Annotated in this window: 15 protein-coding genes; 14 read left to right on the top strand and 1 reads right to left on the bottom strand. The window is 43.9% G+C overall.

Annotation, left to right across the window (positions count from 1 at the left end; all coding sequences use genetic code 11):
- Positions 1 to 66: 66 nt before the first annotated feature.
- Genes DKT73_RS10695 through DKT73_RS10675 form a run of 5 tightly spaced genes read left to right on the top strand, consistent with a single transcriptional unit; the run spans position 67 to position 4,415 of the window.
- Entirely contained in the window at positions 67 to 792 is a 726-nt protein-coding gene (locus DKT73_RS10695) for a pyridoxine 5'-phosphate synthase (protein ID WP_111638543.1), read from the top strand.
- A 24-nt stretch (positions 793 to 816) separates the two neighbouring features.
- Entirely contained in the window at positions 817 to 1,422 is a 606-nt protein-coding gene (locus tag DKT73_RS10690) for a tRNA-uridine aminocarboxypropyltransferase (protein WP_111638542.1), read from the top strand.
- 42 nt (positions 1,423 to 1,464) lie between these two features.
- Positions 1,465 to 1,758 carry a DUF1244 domain-containing protein gene (locus tag DKT73_RS10685; RefSeq protein WP_198666599.1) on the top strand — a complete coding sequence of 98 codons (294 nt, stop codon included), beginning with the start codon at positions 1,465 to 1,467 and terminating at the stop codon, positions 1,756 to 1,758.
- Between the two features lie 7 nt (positions 1,759 to 1,765).
- Complete coding sequence (locus DKT73_RS10680; protein ID WP_232827843.1) at positions 1,766 to 2,455, top strand: transglutaminase-like cysteine peptidase; 690 nt, start codon at positions 1,766 to 1,768, stop codon at positions 2,453 to 2,455.
- Positions 2,456 to 2,465: 10 nt separating this feature from the next.
- Positions 2,466 to 4,415: an EAL domain-containing protein gene (locus DKT73_RS10675; protein WP_111638541.1), complete on the top strand. Its 1,950-nt coding sequence runs from the start codon at positions 2,466 to 2,468 to the stop codon at positions 4,413 to 4,415.
- A gap of 115 nt (positions 4,416 to 4,530) precedes the next feature.
- Here DKT73_RS10675 and DKT73_RS10670 read toward each other — a convergent pair whose 3' ends face one another.
- Entirely contained in the window at positions 4,531 to 4,896 is a 366-nt protein-coding gene (locus DKT73_RS10670) for a hypothetical protein (protein ID WP_111638540.1), read from the bottom strand.
- 155 nt (positions 4,897 to 5,051) lie between these two features.
- On the opposite strand from DKT73_RS10670, the gene DKT73_RS10665 reads away from it, so the two are divergent.
- The 9 genes from DKT73_RS10665 to DKT73_RS10625 all read left to right on the top strand — a co-directional run bounded on the left by DKT73_RS10665 (position 5,052) and on the right by DKT73_RS10625 (position 16,331).
- A complete protein-coding gene (locus DKT73_RS10665) occupies positions 5,052 to 7,340 on the top strand; it encodes a type I secretion system permease/ATPase (protein ID WP_111638539.1) in 2,289 nt (762 codons plus the stop codon).
- Between the two features lies 1 nt (position 7,341).
- Entirely contained in the window at positions 7,342 to 8,673 is a 1,332-nt protein-coding gene (locus DKT73_RS10660; RefSeq protein WP_111638538.1) for an HlyD family type I secretion periplasmic adaptor subunit, read from the top strand.
- 106 nt (positions 8,674 to 8,779) lie between these two features.
- A complete protein-coding gene (locus DKT73_RS10655) occupies positions 8,780 to 9,415 on the top strand; it encodes a response regulator transcription factor (RefSeq protein ID WP_111638537.1) in 636 nt (211 codons plus the stop codon).
- Between the two features lie 242 nt (positions 9,416 to 9,657).
- A complete protein-coding gene (locus DKT73_RS10650) occupies positions 9,658 to 10,263 on the top strand; it encodes an ANTAR domain-containing response regulator (protein WP_111638536.1) in 606 nt (201 codons plus the stop codon).
- Positions 10,260 to 11,459, top strand: a complete 1,200-nt coding sequence (locus DKT73_RS10645) for a CmpA/NrtA family ABC transporter substrate-binding protein (RefSeq protein WP_111638535.1) — start codon at positions 10,260 to 10,262, stop codon at positions 11,457 to 11,459. The genes DKT73_RS10650 and DKT73_RS10645 overlap by 4 nt, the downstream gene beginning before the upstream one ends.
- Positions 11,460 to 11,803: 344 nt before the next feature.
- Complete coding sequence (locus tag DKT73_RS10640; protein ID WP_111638534.1) at positions 11,804 to 13,213, top strand: CmpA/NrtA family ABC transporter substrate-binding protein; 1,410 nt, start codon at positions 11,804 to 11,806, stop codon at positions 13,211 to 13,213.
- Positions 13,214 to 13,239: 26 nt separating this feature from the next.
- Complete coding sequence (locus tag DKT73_RS10635; RefSeq protein ID WP_111638533.1) at positions 13,240 to 14,211, top strand: ABC transporter permease; 972 nt, start codon at positions 13,240 to 13,242, stop codon at positions 14,209 to 14,211.
- Between the two features lie 37 nt (positions 14,212 to 14,248).
- A complete protein-coding gene (locus DKT73_RS10630; protein WP_111638532.1) occupies positions 14,249 to 15,097 on the top strand; it encodes an ABC transporter ATP-binding protein in 849 nt (282 codons plus the stop codon).
- Positions 15,090 to 16,331, top strand: coding sequence for an NAD(P)/FAD-dependent oxidoreductase (locus tag DKT73_RS10625; protein WP_111638531.1), 1,242 nt, complete (start codon positions 15,090 to 15,092; stop codon positions 16,329 to 16,331). Before DKT73_RS10630 ends, DKT73_RS10625 begins: the two co-directional genes overlap by 8 nt.
- Positions 16,332 to 16,344: the final 13 nt, after the last annotated feature.

The following is a 16,344-nucleotide window of genomic DNA, read 5'->3' as shown; positions in this document are numbered from 1 at the left end:
TTTTAGTGATGGACGCTATGTGTTTGTCCTATAATGCCAATAAATGACCCTGTCGAGAGAAGTTACATGACACACTTAAGCGTTAATCTAAATAAAATTGGCTTACTTCGAAATTCTCGTGGAAGAGATTATCCAAATTTGATTGCTATGGCAGAGCGTACCTTACAGCTAGGTGCGTTTGGCATTACCATTCACCCAAGGCCAGATCAGCGTCATGCTACTTATCAAGATGCTTATGATTTGAAAGAATTATTGAAACGTTTTCCAGGCGCTGAATTAAACATCGAAGGGTTTCCCGATGCTCAATTCTTAGACGTTGTATTAGAGGTAGAGCCTGACCAATGCACCTTAGTGCCAGATGACCCCAATCAGTTGACGTCTGATCACGGATGGAATATTGCTCGTGATCAAGATGCATTACGTCCCGTCATTGCTAAACTCAAAGCAAAGGGGATCCGTGTTGTTTTATTCATGGATCCAGAGCCTGAAAATATGGCTCTGGCGAAGGAAGTGGGTGCGGACAGAGTCGAACTTTATACAGAGGCTTATGCTAATGCGTTTGGCAAAGACGGTTTCGACGATGTACTGGAAACTTACCAGCAAGCCGCCCAAGCCGCCTTGGATGTTGGTTTAGAAGTAAATGCAGGTCATGACTTAGATTTAAATAATGTCCAGGCTTTGTGTGCAGAGGGTAGAATTATGGAAGTATCAATCGGCCATGCATTGACTGTTGAATCCTTGGATCTAGGTTGGAATAACGTGGTAAAAGCCTACCTAGAGAAGTTGGCTTGAGAAAGTGGCTGCAGGTTTAGCAACTTGAGTAGGCAAGGCAGAACAAGAACACGCTGTGGTCGATGTGATTTTTTAGTGAATCAGTGTGTTTGTCCATGGATACCTGAGCTTGCTACACGATTAAACGTCCTGATTTTGCAAGATCCGAAAGAAGCACAACACGCTAAAAACACCGTATCATTACTGTTATTAGGTTTGCCGTCGGTGGAATGCGTTTCGACAGCAAATCAAGCCATATTGCACGAGGTTTTGAAACAAAAAGATCCTGCAAAATGGCGTTTGGTGTTTCCAGCAGATAGTGCTGTTTGCATAGAATCCTTAGGCACCGAATTGGCGGCTGAGATTGAGGGGATCATTCTGTTAGATGCGACGTGGCGAAAAGCGAAGAAGTTGTATTTTACCGAGCCCTTATTGCGTACTTTCGGTGCCGTGTGCTTTTCGCATCCGCCCGAAGGGCAATACAGTATTCGCAAATCACCCAATGTTCAGTCATTATCGACTTTAGAAGCTTGCGCCTATGCCATAGAGCAAATTGCAGGCGAGAATATGCAACCGTTAAGGGTGTTTATGGTGGCGGCGCAAGAATGGCAGTGGCGTCAGCAACCGTTGAAGCATCGACACCTTGATTAATCATTAATGTCTTATAAGACAGTAGAGAGATGTGAAATTATGATGAGCAAACAAACTGAAATTGAAGCCGCTGTCCTGCGTCGCCTTTTGAAGCACCTTGACGACAATAAGTCTGTGCAAAATATTGATCTAATGAATTTAGCGGGATTTTGTCGTAACTGTTTAAGCAAGTGGTATATGGCGGAGGCAGAGCAACAAGGCGTTACAATAAACTACGATGAGGCGCGCGAGTTTGTCTATGGCGAGCCTTATGATACTTGGAAAGCCAAGTATCAGCCTGAGGCCACAGCCGAACAGTTGGCTGCTTTTAATGCAAAATCTAAGACTGGCCAATAAGGTTACTGTGAAAAAACGAATCGCTTCGTTTTTTTCTTTTATTGAAACACGCAAACGTATGGCTTGTGTGTGTCTTATTGTTTTGTGTATCCCACACTGGTGGCTTTACGCTGATGTGTCAGATAAATATCAAAAACTGGCGAAACAGGCCGGAAGTGTTTACGGCAGTGATGCTGAAAAGCGTATTCTTGCTTGGCGGAGGCTGATTAATGACGCCAAATCCTTGCCTATCACGGATCAACTTGCCCAAGTGAACGATTTTTTTAATCAAATGGACTTCGTGGACGATATTACGTTATGGGGCAAGGAAGATTATTGGGCGACTCCTATTGAATTTTTGGGTATGCGTGCCGGAGATTGTGAAGACTTCACCATTGCGAAATATTTTACGCTCAGAGAGCTTGGGGTGCCAGACGAAAAGCTTCGTCTGGTTTATGTTAAAGCCTTAACTTTGAATCAGCATCACATGGTGTTGGCGTACTATCATAAGCCAACGTCCATTCCTGTGTTGTTGGACAATCTTGATAAAGAATTAAAACCCGCGTCGAAACGTAATGACCTTTTACCTATTTACTCGTTTAATGCTGACAATTTGTGGTTGTCAAAAGAGAAAGGGCGCGGTGTCTTGGTAGGGGGCTCATCACGATTGAGCTTGTGGACAGACTTAAATAATCGTTTTAATACGATGACGAATTAGGAGAACTTGGATGACGCTGTTCCGCCAATTAATAATGACGATTGTTGCCATATTCTCATTGATGCTGGTTGTGGTTATGGGCATCAATTTTAATACCACGAAAGGTTATTTAATCAGTCAGTTGCAATCGACAACGCAAGACTCTGCCACGTCTTTAAGTATGTCTGTGTCTGATTTTATGGCACAGGAAGATTACGCGTCCGTACAAAGCAGTGTGAATGCCGTATTTGATAGTGGCTATTTCTCGGAGGTGCGTATCCATGTTTATGAAACCGATGAAAACATAGTTCGCTCTAATGAAACCAAAATTGATGGTGTTCCTGCTTGGTTTATTCAGTTAATCGATTTCAAAGTGCCAGTGGCGCGCTCTGTTGTTTCAAATGGTTGGAATGAATTAGGTCAAGTCTATGTTACTGGCAGTGCGGGTTACGGTTACTATCAATTATGGCTTGCGTCACGGGATTTATTGGTTTCCTTCGTGGTGATTGGGTTTATCACGCTGGTGTTAGGAAGCATCGCACTTCGGTATTTATTTCAACCTCTGGTTGAGCTTGAAAAACAAGCGGAAGCGATACAGCAGCGGCGCTTCATTAAAATGATCAAAGTGCCGAAGACGCGAGAGCTAAGAGCGGTTGTTTTATCGATGAACCGCATGGCTGAGAAGCTAGAAAAAGAGTTTGCTTCTGAAGTGGAAACAGCGCAGTGGCTTCAGGCGAAAGCTTTTAAAGACCCAGTGAGTGGGCTGGGAAATCGCCACTTTTTTGAAAGCCAGATTAAGTCACACTTTACAGAAGCTGAACGTGGTGTTGATGGTTTGGCTCTTATTAGCTTAGCGGATTTAGCCAAGCTTAATAATGAACGTGGCTATGAATCGGCGGATATGTTTATTCAGTCTGCTGCGGATATTTTGTCCAAAAAAGTGGCTACACTCTCATCTTTTGCGACCTTAGCGCGCTTGTCTGGTGCTGATTTTGTTCTCTTGATTCCGAACATTGATCACCACCAATTAAAGCAAGTGGTCAGTGATATTATGCATGAATTGATGGAACTGAATACGGCGAGTATTAGTTACTCGGTTGCGGTAGCGAACATCGGTGCGGTGACGATTGATGCTTCAGTTGAACGCTCAGGCGCTATGTCTCAAGCGGATGCCGCTCTACGTGAAGCAAAACGAGAGGGTATAAATACCTATAGAGTTTTTGATCTCAACATGGGTCAAAACATGGCCATTAACAGAACCTCTTGGAAAGGAATACTGGAAACGGCTATTCAGAATCGTTCCTTTAAGCTGAAAAAGCAAAAAATAGCCACCTTAGATGAGTCATCAATTACGCTTCATGAAGAAGTCTTTATGGGGCTAGAGCATGGTGGTAAGGAGTACCATGCTGGCTATTTTATTGGTCTCGCTGAGCAGTTCGATTTGGCCAGTCAGATTGATCAGGTCATTATTGAACGGGTGATTGAATTCATTAAAACGAAGAGTTTAACAACACCATTAACAGTGAACTTGTCCGCTTCGTCTTATGCCAAGCCTGCTTTTATCGAATGGCTTGATAAGACCTTGGGTCAACTTTCTAGTGATGTGAAAAGAAAATTGATGTTTGAAATTTCAGAGCAGAGCGTCTTGATTGAAGAAGAGCAGGCCAACACGTTAATTCGAATGCTGAAAAAGCAAGGCCTGAAATTCGGTATTGATAATGTGGGTAAGCAGTTCTCTGCGTTTCAGTATTTACAGACTCTGATGCCAGATTATGTCAAAGTAGATTCATCCTATACCCGTATGGCGACAGGAAAAGAATCGGAATCCTTTTTTATGCATACTCTCTGTAAAATGTTTAGCAGCTTAAATATTGAAGTCATTGCAACGGGAGTTGAAAGCGAGAAACAACTGAATGCATTGAAGCGATTTGATGTCACTGGTGGACAAGGCTTTTTATTAGGCCGAGCGCAAGAAATGTAAAGTGGCGATCTTAGGCTTTGATTGCGTGTTGATTGATAGACAGTTCAGGTAAGACAAGCGATGATATTGAATGGTTTGGTCATCCCTTAACCTCCTGGCTTGTCTTACTTTCCCATTAAATCAATACGTCATCGTCGCCTTCATTGGTGTTGTCTATCATTAAGCTATCGTCATGATGATTGTGAACACCACGTACCCATTTTCGGCTTAATAACTTTTTCTGTGCCGCGATAGGTAACTCGGTAAATTGTATTAAGCGTTTTTCTGTTAATAGATCGATTAAATCCTCTAAAATTCGCATCATATCACTGTCTGAGCTGGCTAAAATTTCTTGAGTGCTGGCATCGGACGTGGCGAATTTTTTTTCCAATATGCTGGCGACAGTCGGCTCATTAGGCGCTACTAATAGTTTGTATTCATCGGATTGTGATGTAGCCACATCTATGATTTCGCCATTAGCATTGACTTTTGCGTATAGCATATTGATTTCCTTGTATGTTTCAATTTGTAGCTAGGTGGTTTGTTCGCTTCCCATCTTACTGAATAAACACTATTCTAGGCTAGAATTAATGTGATTCGGTTTGTAAACCAGATTTTCGCACTTTTTATATGAACACCCGTAGGAGAATATAGAGTATGTCTGACTCTGGTCGTTCAGAACAGAACACTTCGTCGCCTCTAGAAAATGATTCTTATGAAGAAAACGACGTCATGAACGAGTCTGACGAGGGAAGAGCAGAAACATTAAAGGGCGAGGATGCCAAAGCAAGTGAGCGTCAATGGAATACCCACGACGCGGCTTTAGAATACCCCAATCCGCTGTTAGACTGCTTGGTGCTGTTGAGCAAATATTTTCATAACCCGTACACTGCTGACGGCATAGCCGCTGGCTTACCCATTACTGACAACGATATGACTCCGGCCTTGTTTCAGCGTGCCGCTCAGCGTATTGGTATCAGTTCACGTTTTGTAAAACGTTCACTGAAAAAAATTCCAGAAATGGTCTTGCCCACGGTGCTTCTATTGAAAGATCAGCAGGCCTGCATCTTACTTGAAGTCGATAAAGTGCAAGGCGTGGTAAAAATATTGCGCCCAGAGTCTGGAGAGGGAGAGATCACGCTGCCTTTTGATGCTCTTGATGAATCGTTTACAGGCTATTGTTTTTTTGTTCGTCCCCTCTATCAGTTTGATAAACGCTCTGAAAAAAATGATGAAGCCGAGCAAAAGAAAGGGCATTGGTTCTGGGGAACCATTGCTGGCTCTTGGCGGATATACCGCGACGTTTTTATTGCATCCTTGCTGATTAATATTTTTGCGGTTGCCAGTCCGTTGTTTGTCATGAACGTCTATGACAGAGTGGTACCAAATAATGCGTTTGACACACTTTGGGTTCTAGCAATCGGTGCTGCTGTCGTCTATTTATTCGACTTTTTATTACGTACATTACGGGCCTACTTTATTGATATAGCAGGTAAAAAATCTGATATTTTAATTTCTGCGGCCATTTTTTCTAAGGTGAATAACATTACGATGGCGTCTAGGCCAAAGTCTGTTGGAGCCTTTGCGAAAAACCTGCAAGAGTTTGAGAGCATTCGTGACTTTATTACGTCAGCTTCGATTACGACCTTGGTTGATATCCCCTTTATGTTTTTGATCATCGGGGTGATTTGGCTGATTGGTGGCCCTGTCGGTTATATTCCTATCATAACCATATTCCTGATACTGCTTTATAGTGTCATTATTCAAATACCGTTACGTCGTTCCATTGAAGAAAGTCAAAAAACCGCTTCGCAGAAAAATGCTGTTTTGATAGAAAGTCTCTACAACGCAGAAAGCGTGAAATTGAATAACGCAGAAGGTGTCTTGCAAAAGCAGTGGGAAAATGCGGTGGGGAATATCGCGGATTGGGGGGTAAAAACACGTCAGTTATCCCAATCCTCTTCTTCTTTTGCCATGGTGGCTCAGCAATTAACGACGGTGATTATTGTGATTGTTGGGGTGTATCAGATTTCTGAAGGCCTGATGAGCATGGGGGCATTGGTTGCCGCGGTCATGTTGACAGGTCGAGCGCTTGGACCAATGGGGCAAGTGGCCAGTTTAGCGACCCGTTATAATCAAGCTAAGTCGGCCTTTACGTCATTGAACGAAATTATGTCTTCACCTGTTGAAAAGCCGGATAATGTGAAATTCGTCCATCGTCCAATATTTAAAGGGGAGTTTCAATTTGAAGCGGTTAATTTCGCCTACCCAGATCAAGAACAAGCAGCGGTAAGTGCGATCAATATTAATATCAAACCCGGTGAAAAAGTCGCCATTATTGGTCGTATAGGCTCAGGTAAATCGACACTTGGTAAATTAATGACGGGTCTTTATACACCAGACAGTGGCGCCATTCGTATTGATGGGGTGGATTTACGGCAAGTTAACCCAACCGATTTACGTCGTAACATTGGTGCGGTTTCTCAAGACGTCAATTTATTCTACGGATCTATTAAAGACAATATCGTGATGGGTGTTCCTTATATGGATGACAGTGCAATCATTCGCGCTGCGGATCTGTCTGGTGTGTCTGAATTTGCTAATCGAAAACCAAGTGGCTTGGACAGCATTGTCGGTGAACGGGGAATGTTACTTTCGGGTGGTCAGCGCCAAAGCATTGCGATTGCTCGGGCCTTGTTATTTGATCCCCCCATTCTTATTTTAGATGAGCCAACGGCGTCTATGGACAATACCACGGAATCGCGGATGAAGCGTCGCTTGATGGAAGGGATAAAAGATAAAACGCTTATTTTGATTACGCACAAGGCCTCTATGCTAGATATGGTTGACCGTATTATCGTTATGGATAATGGTCGCCTGATTGCGGATGGTCCAAAAGCGCAGGTGCATGAAGCGCTTCGCCAAGGCAAGTTGAAGGTCAGTTAAAATGAGTAATAAAAAATCCATATCACAACATGATTTAGAATATTTGACGGACCGTAATGCCGCTTTGATGTTGAAAACCCCAAGAGGAGGGCGGATTATTCTCTGGGTGATTTTTATCTTTGTTACCGTCGCTTTGATTTGGGCTCATTATACGTCTTTAGACGAAGTGACGGTGGGTGAAGGTAAAGTTATTCCATCGAGTCAGGTTCAGCAAATTCAAAACCTTGAGGGGGGGATTTTAAAAGAAATTAACGCTCAGGTTGGCCAAGTTGTGGACAGCGGTCAAATTTTAATGACCATTGAAAATACGGAGGCGCTGTCATCTTTGCGTGAACAGCAGGCTGAGTTTGTTAATCTACAAGCCCGTGCTATTCGTTTGGAAGCAGAGTCTTCTGGTCTCCAACCAGTGTATGATCCTCAAATGACTAATGATTCACCTTTGGTCGTACAACGTGAATTGGATCTATATCGCAATCGTTTGGATTCATTGCGGACCAATCAAGTGAGTTTTCAGCAACAAATAGAGCAAAAGAAACAAGAAATTGTTGAGCTTCAGGCTAAGTTAGAGAATTTAAAGAAAAGTTATGCTTTTTCGAAGGAAGAGTTGACGTTGACACGTCCCGCTTTTGAACAGGGGGCGGTGTCCCGTGTTGAATTACTTCAGCTTGAACGACAAGTGAATCAGTTGAAAGGCGATTTAGATGCTACACAGTTAGCGATTCCACGTGCCAATTCAGCGTTAAAAGAAGCGCAAAGTAAGCTCCAAGAAAGTGAAGCAACCTTTCGTGCCGATGCTCGTGAAGAGATGACGAATGTACGTAGCAAACTGGACCAATTGCGAGAAGCCAGTGTGTCACTTGAGGACAAGGTATCAAGAACACAAGTGCGCTCGCCGGTGAAAGGTATTGTAAAACAGTTGCAAATTAATACCGTTGGGGGCGTCATCAAACCGGGTATGAATTTAATGGAAATTGTGCCAATAGAAGACTCTTTGTTGGTCGAAGCAAAAGTTCGTCCGGAGAATATTGGTTTTATACAGCCTGGTTTTAATGCAATAGTAAAATTGTCAGCTTATGATTTTGCTATTTTTGGAGGTTTGCCGGGCATTGTCGAGAACATCAGTGCGGATACCATTCTTGATGAAGAAGGCAACAGTTTTTATTTGGTACGAGTGAAAACAAATAAAAATCATTTGGGAACAGAGGCCTCTCCATTGCCTATTATTCCTGGTATGCAAGCGACGGTAGACATTATTACGGGTAAGAAAACCTTGTTGGACTATCTGCTTAAGCCTATTTTAAAAGCAAAGCAGAATGCCCTTCGTGAGCGATAATTACAAAATATCTTAGCGGTGGGATAGATTGGTAACAAATGTTAACAATTGATTCTTATTTGCTGGTTAAAATAAACGTATCGCACTTAATGGGACGAGGCTTATTTTGAAGATTTTGTGTTGGAATACAGATGAAGCCGTATGGAAGCATTGGTGTCAGGTGATCAGTGCTGATACGCAGTTAGTTCGAGTCGAAAAGCGAGAAGAGGCGTATGATTTATTAACACACACACCATCGGACTTTGATTATTGCTTTATCTACTTGGAAGACTCTCATTTTTCGCAACAAGTTGAAGATGTGGTTGCGTTGCGTTCTGTTTTTCCTAAACAAAAAGTCATTGTTTTTCCCAATCAGTCTAGCCAAGCGGCTGCATTGAGATTATTTTCGGTCGGCGTATGTGGTCAGTGTGCCCCTTACATAGGTAAAGAGCAGTTATCTTTGGTCTTGTCTGTTGTTGAGTCTGGCGAGATTTGGGGTGGGAAGGCGTTTATTCAGCAGCTTATTATGCAATCGGCTGTAACTGCACCGTCCCATGACAGTGAACTTGATGATTTATCGGAACGAGAATTGAACGTCGCTCAGCTTATTGCCAAGGGATTATCGAATAAGCAAATTGCATCTGAAATGGCGATTACAGAACGAACAGTAAAAGCGCATCTGACGTCTATTTTCAAAAAAACCAAAACCAAAGACAGATTATCTTTGGCATTGTTGGCGCAAGATCGGCACGCTGTGCTGTAATTTGGTTCTTTTTGAGTTGTGTTTCGCCCCTTTTTTGTTCGTTATCAGTCTTTGTATCGTTAGGTTATCTACTATAAGGCCCTATTCTGGGTCTTCTCCATCGTTATTCTATTAGCATTTTGTGTTTCTAAATGGCGCATATCTTGCATCGTATCAGAGCATAACCTTTCGGGATCTTTGCACAACGACTAGGCTCGTGACCTCGTGTAAAGGTCTCTTTATGCTTTGATAGAGAATGCGCCATGCCTTCACCCCTTGAAAAAGAATTGACCGTGATGCTTGTTGATAATGAGCCTGCGCGAGCAGCGATCGTAGAGCAAGCTATGATTGACAGCGGTTATCGTGTCATCAGACGGTTGGAAAACGCTAAAAATCTAACGGAAGCGGTGACCGAATTTCAACCTGATATGGTGATTATTGACATCGAATCTCCAGATAGAGATATGTTGGAAAACATGTCTCGGCTCACCAAAGATAACCCTCGTCCCATTGTGATGTTTGCTGAAGAAGACGATTCAAGGCATGTAGAAGCCGCGATTCGCGCAGGCGTCAGCGCTTATGTTGTAGATGGTGTTAACAGCGGCAGTGTGAAAGCCTTACTGCAAGTCGCCATTGCGCGATTCCGAGAGTTTCAGGCCTTAAGGTTAGAATTAGAATCGGTAAAAAGCCAACTTGAAGATCGTAAGCTAATAGACAAAGCAAAAGGCCTAATAATGAAACATCAAAAATGTGATGAACCGGCTGCTTATCAAGCGCTAAGAAAACTGGCCATGGACCGCAGTCAGCGTATGACAGATGTCGCGCGCAATATTATCTCAGTAATGGAATTGATGGGAGGTTCAAAATGAGCCAAATGGAGACCAATATTACTCAAAACGGAGCGCCGGTGCGGATCGGTTTTATTCCGTTAATTGACTGCGCCCCTTTTGTTATCGCTCAGGAAAAAGGCTTTTTTCTAAAGGAGGGTGTGAATGTTGAGTTATCAAAAGAAGCTTCTTGGGCCAGTATTCGTGACAAGGTGGCGTTTAATATTCTAGATGGCGCCCATATGCTGGCCTCCATGCCGATTGCGGCCAGTTTGGGGATTGGTTCCATTAAAGCCGCCATGCAGACGAGTTTTACGGTCAGTCATAATGGTAACGGCATTACCATTGGCAATGCTTTATATGAAGAACTGAAACATTACGCTGCGTCCTCTTTGGATATTCGAACGGGTGTGGCATTGAAAAAAATGCTGAATAGTCGAAGTGCTGATGCCGCGCCACTGCGCTTTGCTGTTGTCTACCCTTATTCCTCTCACAATTATCAATTAAGGGATTGGTTGTGCCGTGCCGGAGTCGATTCAGATAAAGATGTGCAAATAGTGGTGGTTCCACCGGTGAAGATGCTTAACAGCTTGAGGCAAGGCGATATTGATGGTTACTGTGTTGGTGAACCGTGGAATAGCCTTGCTGTGGAGCAGGGTGTTGGTCATATGTTGGTGACAGGTTATGAGATCTGGGGCAGTACACCGGAAAAAGTGTTTGGTGTAAATTCCGCTTGGGCTGAACAGAATCAGGAAGTGCATTTATCCATTATAAGAGCGTTAGAAAAAGCCTGTTTGTGGGTCGATGAGCCAAGTAACCAAACCGAATTGCTGAGTATCTTGAGTCATCCAGATTATTTGAACTGCACCCTAGAACAGTTAGTTTATGGTTTTAGTGCCATAAAACCTAAAGGGCAGTTTGATTGGCCAATGGAAGCCTATCAGCGTTTTTCTGGTAGTGTGATTAACAAACCCTTGCCGAGTTACGCCCTGTGGATCATGGCGCAAATGTATCGTTGGCAGCAGCTGGGAGGGATTCGGTCACTGAATAAAGTGGCAGAGCAAGTTTATCGTCAGGATCTTTATAACAAAGCTTTAGGTTTACCTGAAGAAGGTGAGAGTAGGGATTGGTATTTGTCTGCCGAGGAGGAGGCAACTTGGTTGGATGCCGTTGCGGCAGGAAAGATACGTTTGCATCCAGATGGGATTTTAACCGGTTTTGATAAGTCGGTTAAATAATGTGTTTGCGTGTCTTCTTTTAGTGCGCTCTGCTTGATTATTGGGCGCATAGGTTCGTTTTACGTGTTGAATGGTGTTATCTAGATAAGCATTTTAACCTAAAAAACTTATAAATCATTGAGTTAGTTATATTGGCACGTTGCGTGCTTTACAAACACAACAGGAACACAGAGTTTTAAAATTTTTGGTGAAGTTAGCAACGATGGTTAATTGTCACCCACATTATTGATGGTCCAATGTCGGACTTTCTTTGAATGGCAAAGGCGCCTGCGAACACATTTTTTGTGATTTGCATGCGCCTTTTTTGTTTTTGTATTTTTTCATTCCTTAAGCGGAGCGTGACTATGAACCTAAGACCTTTTACAACGGCCATTCCTTTGCCGACATTCGTCAATGCCACTCAGAAAGTGAGTCTGTCTATCTTGTTAGGCTCTGCGTTGTTATCTGGAGCGGCTCATGCTGAGCTAGGGTATGCGGAAAAAGAAGAGCTGAAATTCGGTTTTATCAAATTGACGGACATGGCGCCATTGGCCATTGCGTATGAAAAAGGCTATTTCGAAGATGAGGGTTTGTACGTCACCTTAGAAGCGCAAGCAAACTGGAAAGTGTTGCTAGATCGAGTGATTGACGGTCAGTTAGATGGCGCACATATGCTAGCAGGTCAGCCACTGGGTGCGACGATTGGATATGGCACGAAAGCGCACATAGTGACGGCTTTTAGTATGGATTTGAATGGTAACGGCATTACGGTCTCAAACGATGTTTGGGCAGAGATGAAGAAAAACATTCCGAATGGCCCAGATGGTAAGCCAGTTCATCCCATTAGCGCCAGTGCGTTAAAACCGGTGATTGATGGTTATAAAGCGCAAGGTAAGCCCTTCAAAATGGGCATGGTATTCCCAGTATCCACTCATAATTATGAGCTGCGTTATTGGCTTGCTGCGGGTGGCATTCACCCAGGGTATTACGCGCCCGCACGAGGTGACACCAGTGGTCAAATTAATGCTGACGCCTTGTTGTCGGTGACACCGCCGCCACAAATGCCAGCCACCATGGAAGCGGGAACGATTTCAGGCTACTGCGTTGGCGAACCTTGGAACCAACAAGCGGTATTTAAAGGCATTGGTGTACCTGTCATTACGGATTATGAAATCTGGAAAAATAACCCAGAGAAAGTGTTCGGTGTGAGCAGTGATTGGGCGGAACAGTATCCTAATACGCATATTCGTGTTGTAAAAGCCATGATTCGCGCGGCGAAATGGTTGGATGACAACAATAACGCCAATCGTCCTGAGGCGGTCAAAATACTCGCTCGCAGTCAATATGTTGGGGCGGATTATGATGTCATTGCCAACAGTATGACTGGCACATTTGAGTATGAAAAAGGCGATAAGCGTGACATCCCCGATTTCAATGTCTTCTTTCGCCACCACGCGACCTATCCCTATTACAGTGATGCGATTTGGTATCTCACACAGATGCGTCGTTGGGGACAAATTGCCGAACCTAAATCCGATGAATGGTTTATGAAAACGGCGAAAGAGGTCTATCGCCCAGACATTTATGCGCAAGCGGCAAAATCTTTGATTGAAGAGGGAGTGATGATGGCATCTGACTTTCCAGATTTTGAAAAAGAAGATGGTTTTAAACCGCCACAAAACGATTTCATTGATGGGGTGACTTACGACGGTAAACGCCCTAATGATTACTTGAAAAGCTTCAAGATCGGTTTAAAAGGCGATGACCAAATCTAAACCAAATAAGAGAAAGTGAGAAAAAGATGATGATACCAAGCGTAACCTTGGCTGCGTTAAAAGACAAAATCAGCGCCTTCTCTGTTAAGGGAATCTTGCTGCCCGTCTTTGGCATTTTAGTGTTTATCTTGTTGTGGCAAGTCGGCGCGAGCCGAGTGCATACCTCACTGGGAGAATTTCCTGGCCCAGTTGTGGTGTACGAGCAATGGAACAGCCTTGTGGCTGAACATCAGAGAGAGCGTGTAAAAGAAGAAAAATTTTATGTGCGACAAGAAGAACGTAATGCAGAACGACAAGCCAAAGATCCAAGTTATGTTGCAACGCTAAGGGATTACACTGGCAAGCCGACTTTCTTTGATCAGATTTTTACCAGTCTTTATACCGTATTGGCTGGCTTTGGTTTGGCGAGCCTGATTGCGATTCCTTTGGGCATTTTAATTGGTCTAAATCGCTCTGTTTACAGTGCTTTAAACCCTGTGATTCAAGTTTTTAAGCCGGTTTCTCCACTGGCATGGTTGCCCTTGGTGACCATGGTAGTGAGTGCGAGTTATGTGTCTGATGATCCGATGTTCTCTAAATCTTTTTTAACGTCCATGTTCACTGTGACCTTGTGTTGTATGTGGCCCACTTTGATTAATACCGCCGTGGGTGTGGCAGCCGTTGAGAAAGATCTGCTGAATGTCTCTAAGGTGTTGCGTCTTGGTTGGATGACACATGTGATGAAAATCGTTATTCCGTCCGCCATTCCTTTGATGTTTACCGGTCTGCGTTTATCACTGGGTATTGCTTGGATGGTGTTGATTGCTGCGGAAATGCTGGCGCAAAACCCAGGGCTTGGGAAGTTCGTCTGGGATGAATTCCAAAACGGTAGTTCGAACTCTTTGGGACGAATCATGGTGGCGGTATTGATGATTGGTTTTATTGGCTATTTGTTAGACCGAGTCATGTTGACCATTCAGCGCTTTGCTTCTTGGGATAAAACTCAGGTACTTCGCTAGAAAAAGATAGCTAAAAAATGCTAACGGGAGAATGAACATGGCAACACATTTAGACATCAGTCATATATCGATTGAATTTCCAACCCCAAAAGGTCCGTTTAAGGCTTTAGATAATGTCAGTTTAAAAATTGAGAAGGGCGAATTTGTTTCACTCATTGGTCACTCTGGTTGTGGTAAATCCACGGTTCTGAATATCGTCGCGGGTCTATACGATGCGACTGAGGGTGGCATTTTATTAGATGGCCGAGAAGTAAAGGGACCGGGGCCAGAGCGTGCGGTGGTTTTCCAAAACCATTCGTTGCTGCCTTGGTTAACGTCTTATCAAAATGTTGAGTTAGCGGTTAAGCAGGTGTTTCGTAAAATCAAATCGAAAAAAGAAATGCATGACTGGATCATGCACAACCTAGAGTTGGTCCATATGACCCATGCCGCGGACAAACGCCCAGATGAAATTTCAGGCGGCATGAAGCAACGAGTTGGTATTGCAAGAGCCTTGGCGATGGAGCCGAGTGTTTTGTTAATGGATGAGCCTTTTGGCGCCTTGGATGCTTTGACGCGCGCCCATTTGCAAGACTCGTTAATGGAAATCCAAAAAGATTTAAACAACACCGTGATTATGATTACCCATGACGTAGATGAAGCCGTGTTGTTGTCGGATCGCATTGTCATGATGACCAATGGTCCAGCCGCAACGGTGGGAGAAATTCTCCATGTTGACCTTGAGCGTCCGCGCGACCGTCTTGCTTTGGCGAATGATCCAAGATACGTGGATTATCGAACCCAAGTACTGACTTTTTTGTATGAGAAGCAACGTAAAGTGGAGCCCATTCAAGCGGTGGTTAAAAGCAAAAAAACGGTGACCCGTGCCAAGGTTGCCAATGCTTAGTTTTGTCAATCAGGCCGATAAGCGCCGTCTCGTCATTGTGGGGGCAGGCATGGCAGGCAGTAAATTGGCGCATGATTTACAACAAGCGTATGGGCATCGCTATCAGATCCTCTTGATAGGAGAAGAGCCTCACGTTGGTTATAACCGAATCATGCTGTCGTCTTTATTAGCAAACGAAATTTCCCATGCGGATATGCCATTAGTTGATACGCAAAAGATGCAAGATGATGGGGTACTGATTCGCTCAAATGATCCTGTCATGAGTTTGAATTTAGAAGCGAAAATCCTGCATTTATCAAGCGGGCAGGCAATTGCCTATGATCAATTGGTGTTAGCGACAGGCTCTCGGGCCAGTGTGTTGTCAATTAAAGGGGCTTGTGCTCCCAACGTAATGGGCTTTCGTACTTGGCATGACGTTGATGTCATGACACAGCTGCAAGGTTGCCAACCTGTTTGTGTCATTGGTGGTGGCTTGTTGGGGTTAGAAGCAGCAGTGGGGTTGGTAAAGCGTGGGCACAAGGTTGTGGTTTTTCATCGCGCTCAATATTTGCTAAATCGTCAGTTAGACGAAGAATCCGCCAGCCTGTTGCAGACAAGGCTTGAGCAAATGGGCATTGAGTTTCGCCTTGGTGAGTCGCCTGAGTCCTTTTTGCAAGCGGCTGACGGAAACGTGTCTCATGTGGTTTGTCAAAGTGGTGAATCGTTAGCGGTGAGTCTGGTGGTGATGGCGGCAGGGATTTCCCCTGAAATTACCTTAGCCAAGGCAGCGGGATTGACCACGAATCGGGCCATTTTAGTTGACGAGCAAATGCAAACCTCTCATCCCGATGTTTATGCTTTGGGGGAGTGTTGTGAATTTGAGCAACACACCTTCGGTTTGGTGGCACCCATTTGGACACAAATTAAGGTCTTGATAAAAGCCTTGGTAGGAGAAGAGGCGGCGTTTGTTATTGAGCCAACGCCTACCAAGTTAAAAGTGTCAGGCGTCAACCTTTTTTCAGTGGGAAGAATTCAGCCTTTAGAAGAGGATAACTGTATTTTTTTCAAAGATGTGGGCGCAAATCATTATCGCAAACTGGTGGTCAACGAAGGCTTACTGGTTGGCGCCATTCTGTACGGCAACGTGGCCGATGGAAGCTGGTATTTCCAGTTAATTCAAAATAAGACCAATGTCTCTGACATGCTGGATTTACTGGTATTTGGTGAAGCCTATTGCTGCGCCCAAGTTGCCTAAAATTTCATCATCT

It is taken from the genome of Marinomonas shanghaiensis (assembly GCF_003259175.1).
In the GTDB taxonomy this organism is placed as follows: Bacteria; Pseudomonadota; Gammaproteobacteria; order Pseudomonadales; family Marinomonadaceae; genus Marinomonas; species Marinomonas shanghaiensis.
The sequence above is the reverse complement of the archived record's forward strand: the minus strand, read 5'-3'. Positions and strand labels throughout refer to the sequence as shown.

What these genes read in the sequence shown, in the direction of transcription:
- DKT73_RS10685 (WP_198666599.1), top strand. Translation starts at nt 1,465, where the DNA reads ATGAGCAAACAAACTGAAATTGAAGCCGCTGTCCTGCGTCGCCTTTTG.
- DKT73_RS10660 (WP_111638538.1), top strand. Translation starts at nt 7,342, where the DNA reads ATGAGTAATAAAAAATCCATATCACAACATGATTTAGAATATTTGACG.
- DKT73_RS10670 (WP_111638540.1), bottom strand. Translation starts at nt 4,896, where the DNA reads ATGCTATACGCAAAAGTCAATGCTAATGGCGAAATCATAGATGTGGCT.
- DKT73_RS10675 (WP_111638541.1), top strand. Translation starts at nt 2,466, where the DNA reads ATGACGCTGTTCCGCCAATTAATAATGACGATTGTTGCCATATTCTCA.
- DKT73_RS10630 (WP_111638532.1), top strand. Translation starts at nt 14,249, where the DNA reads ATGGCAACACATTTAGACATCAGTCATATATCGATTGAATTTCCAACC.
- DKT73_RS10645 (WP_111638535.1), top strand. Translation starts at nt 10,260, where the DNA reads ATGAGCCAAATGGAGACCAATATTACTCAAAACGGAGCGCCGGTGCGG.
- DKT73_RS10650 (WP_111638536.1), top strand. Translation starts at nt 9,658, where the DNA reads ATGCCTTCACCCCTTGAAAAAGAATTGACCGTGATGCTTGTTGATAAT.
- DKT73_RS10625 (WP_111638531.1), top strand. Translation starts at nt 15,090, where the DNA reads ATGCTTAGTTTTGTCAATCAGGCCGATAAGCGCCGTCTCGTCATTGTG.
- DKT73_RS10635 (WP_111638533.1), top strand. Translation starts at nt 13,240, where the DNA reads ATGATGATACCAAGCGTAACCTTGGCTGCGTTAAAAGACAAAATCAGC.
- DKT73_RS10640 (WP_111638534.1), top strand. Translation starts at nt 11,804, where the DNA reads ATGAACCTAAGACCTTTTACAACGGCCATTCCTTTGCCGACATTCGTC.
- DKT73_RS10665 (WP_111638539.1), top strand. Translation starts at nt 5,052, where the DNA reads ATGTCTGACTCTGGTCGTTCAGAACAGAACACTTCGTCGCCTCTAGAA.
- DKT73_RS10695 (WP_111638543.1), top strand. Translation starts at nt 67, where the DNA reads ATGACACACTTAAGCGTTAATCTAAATAAAATTGGCTTACTTCGAAAT.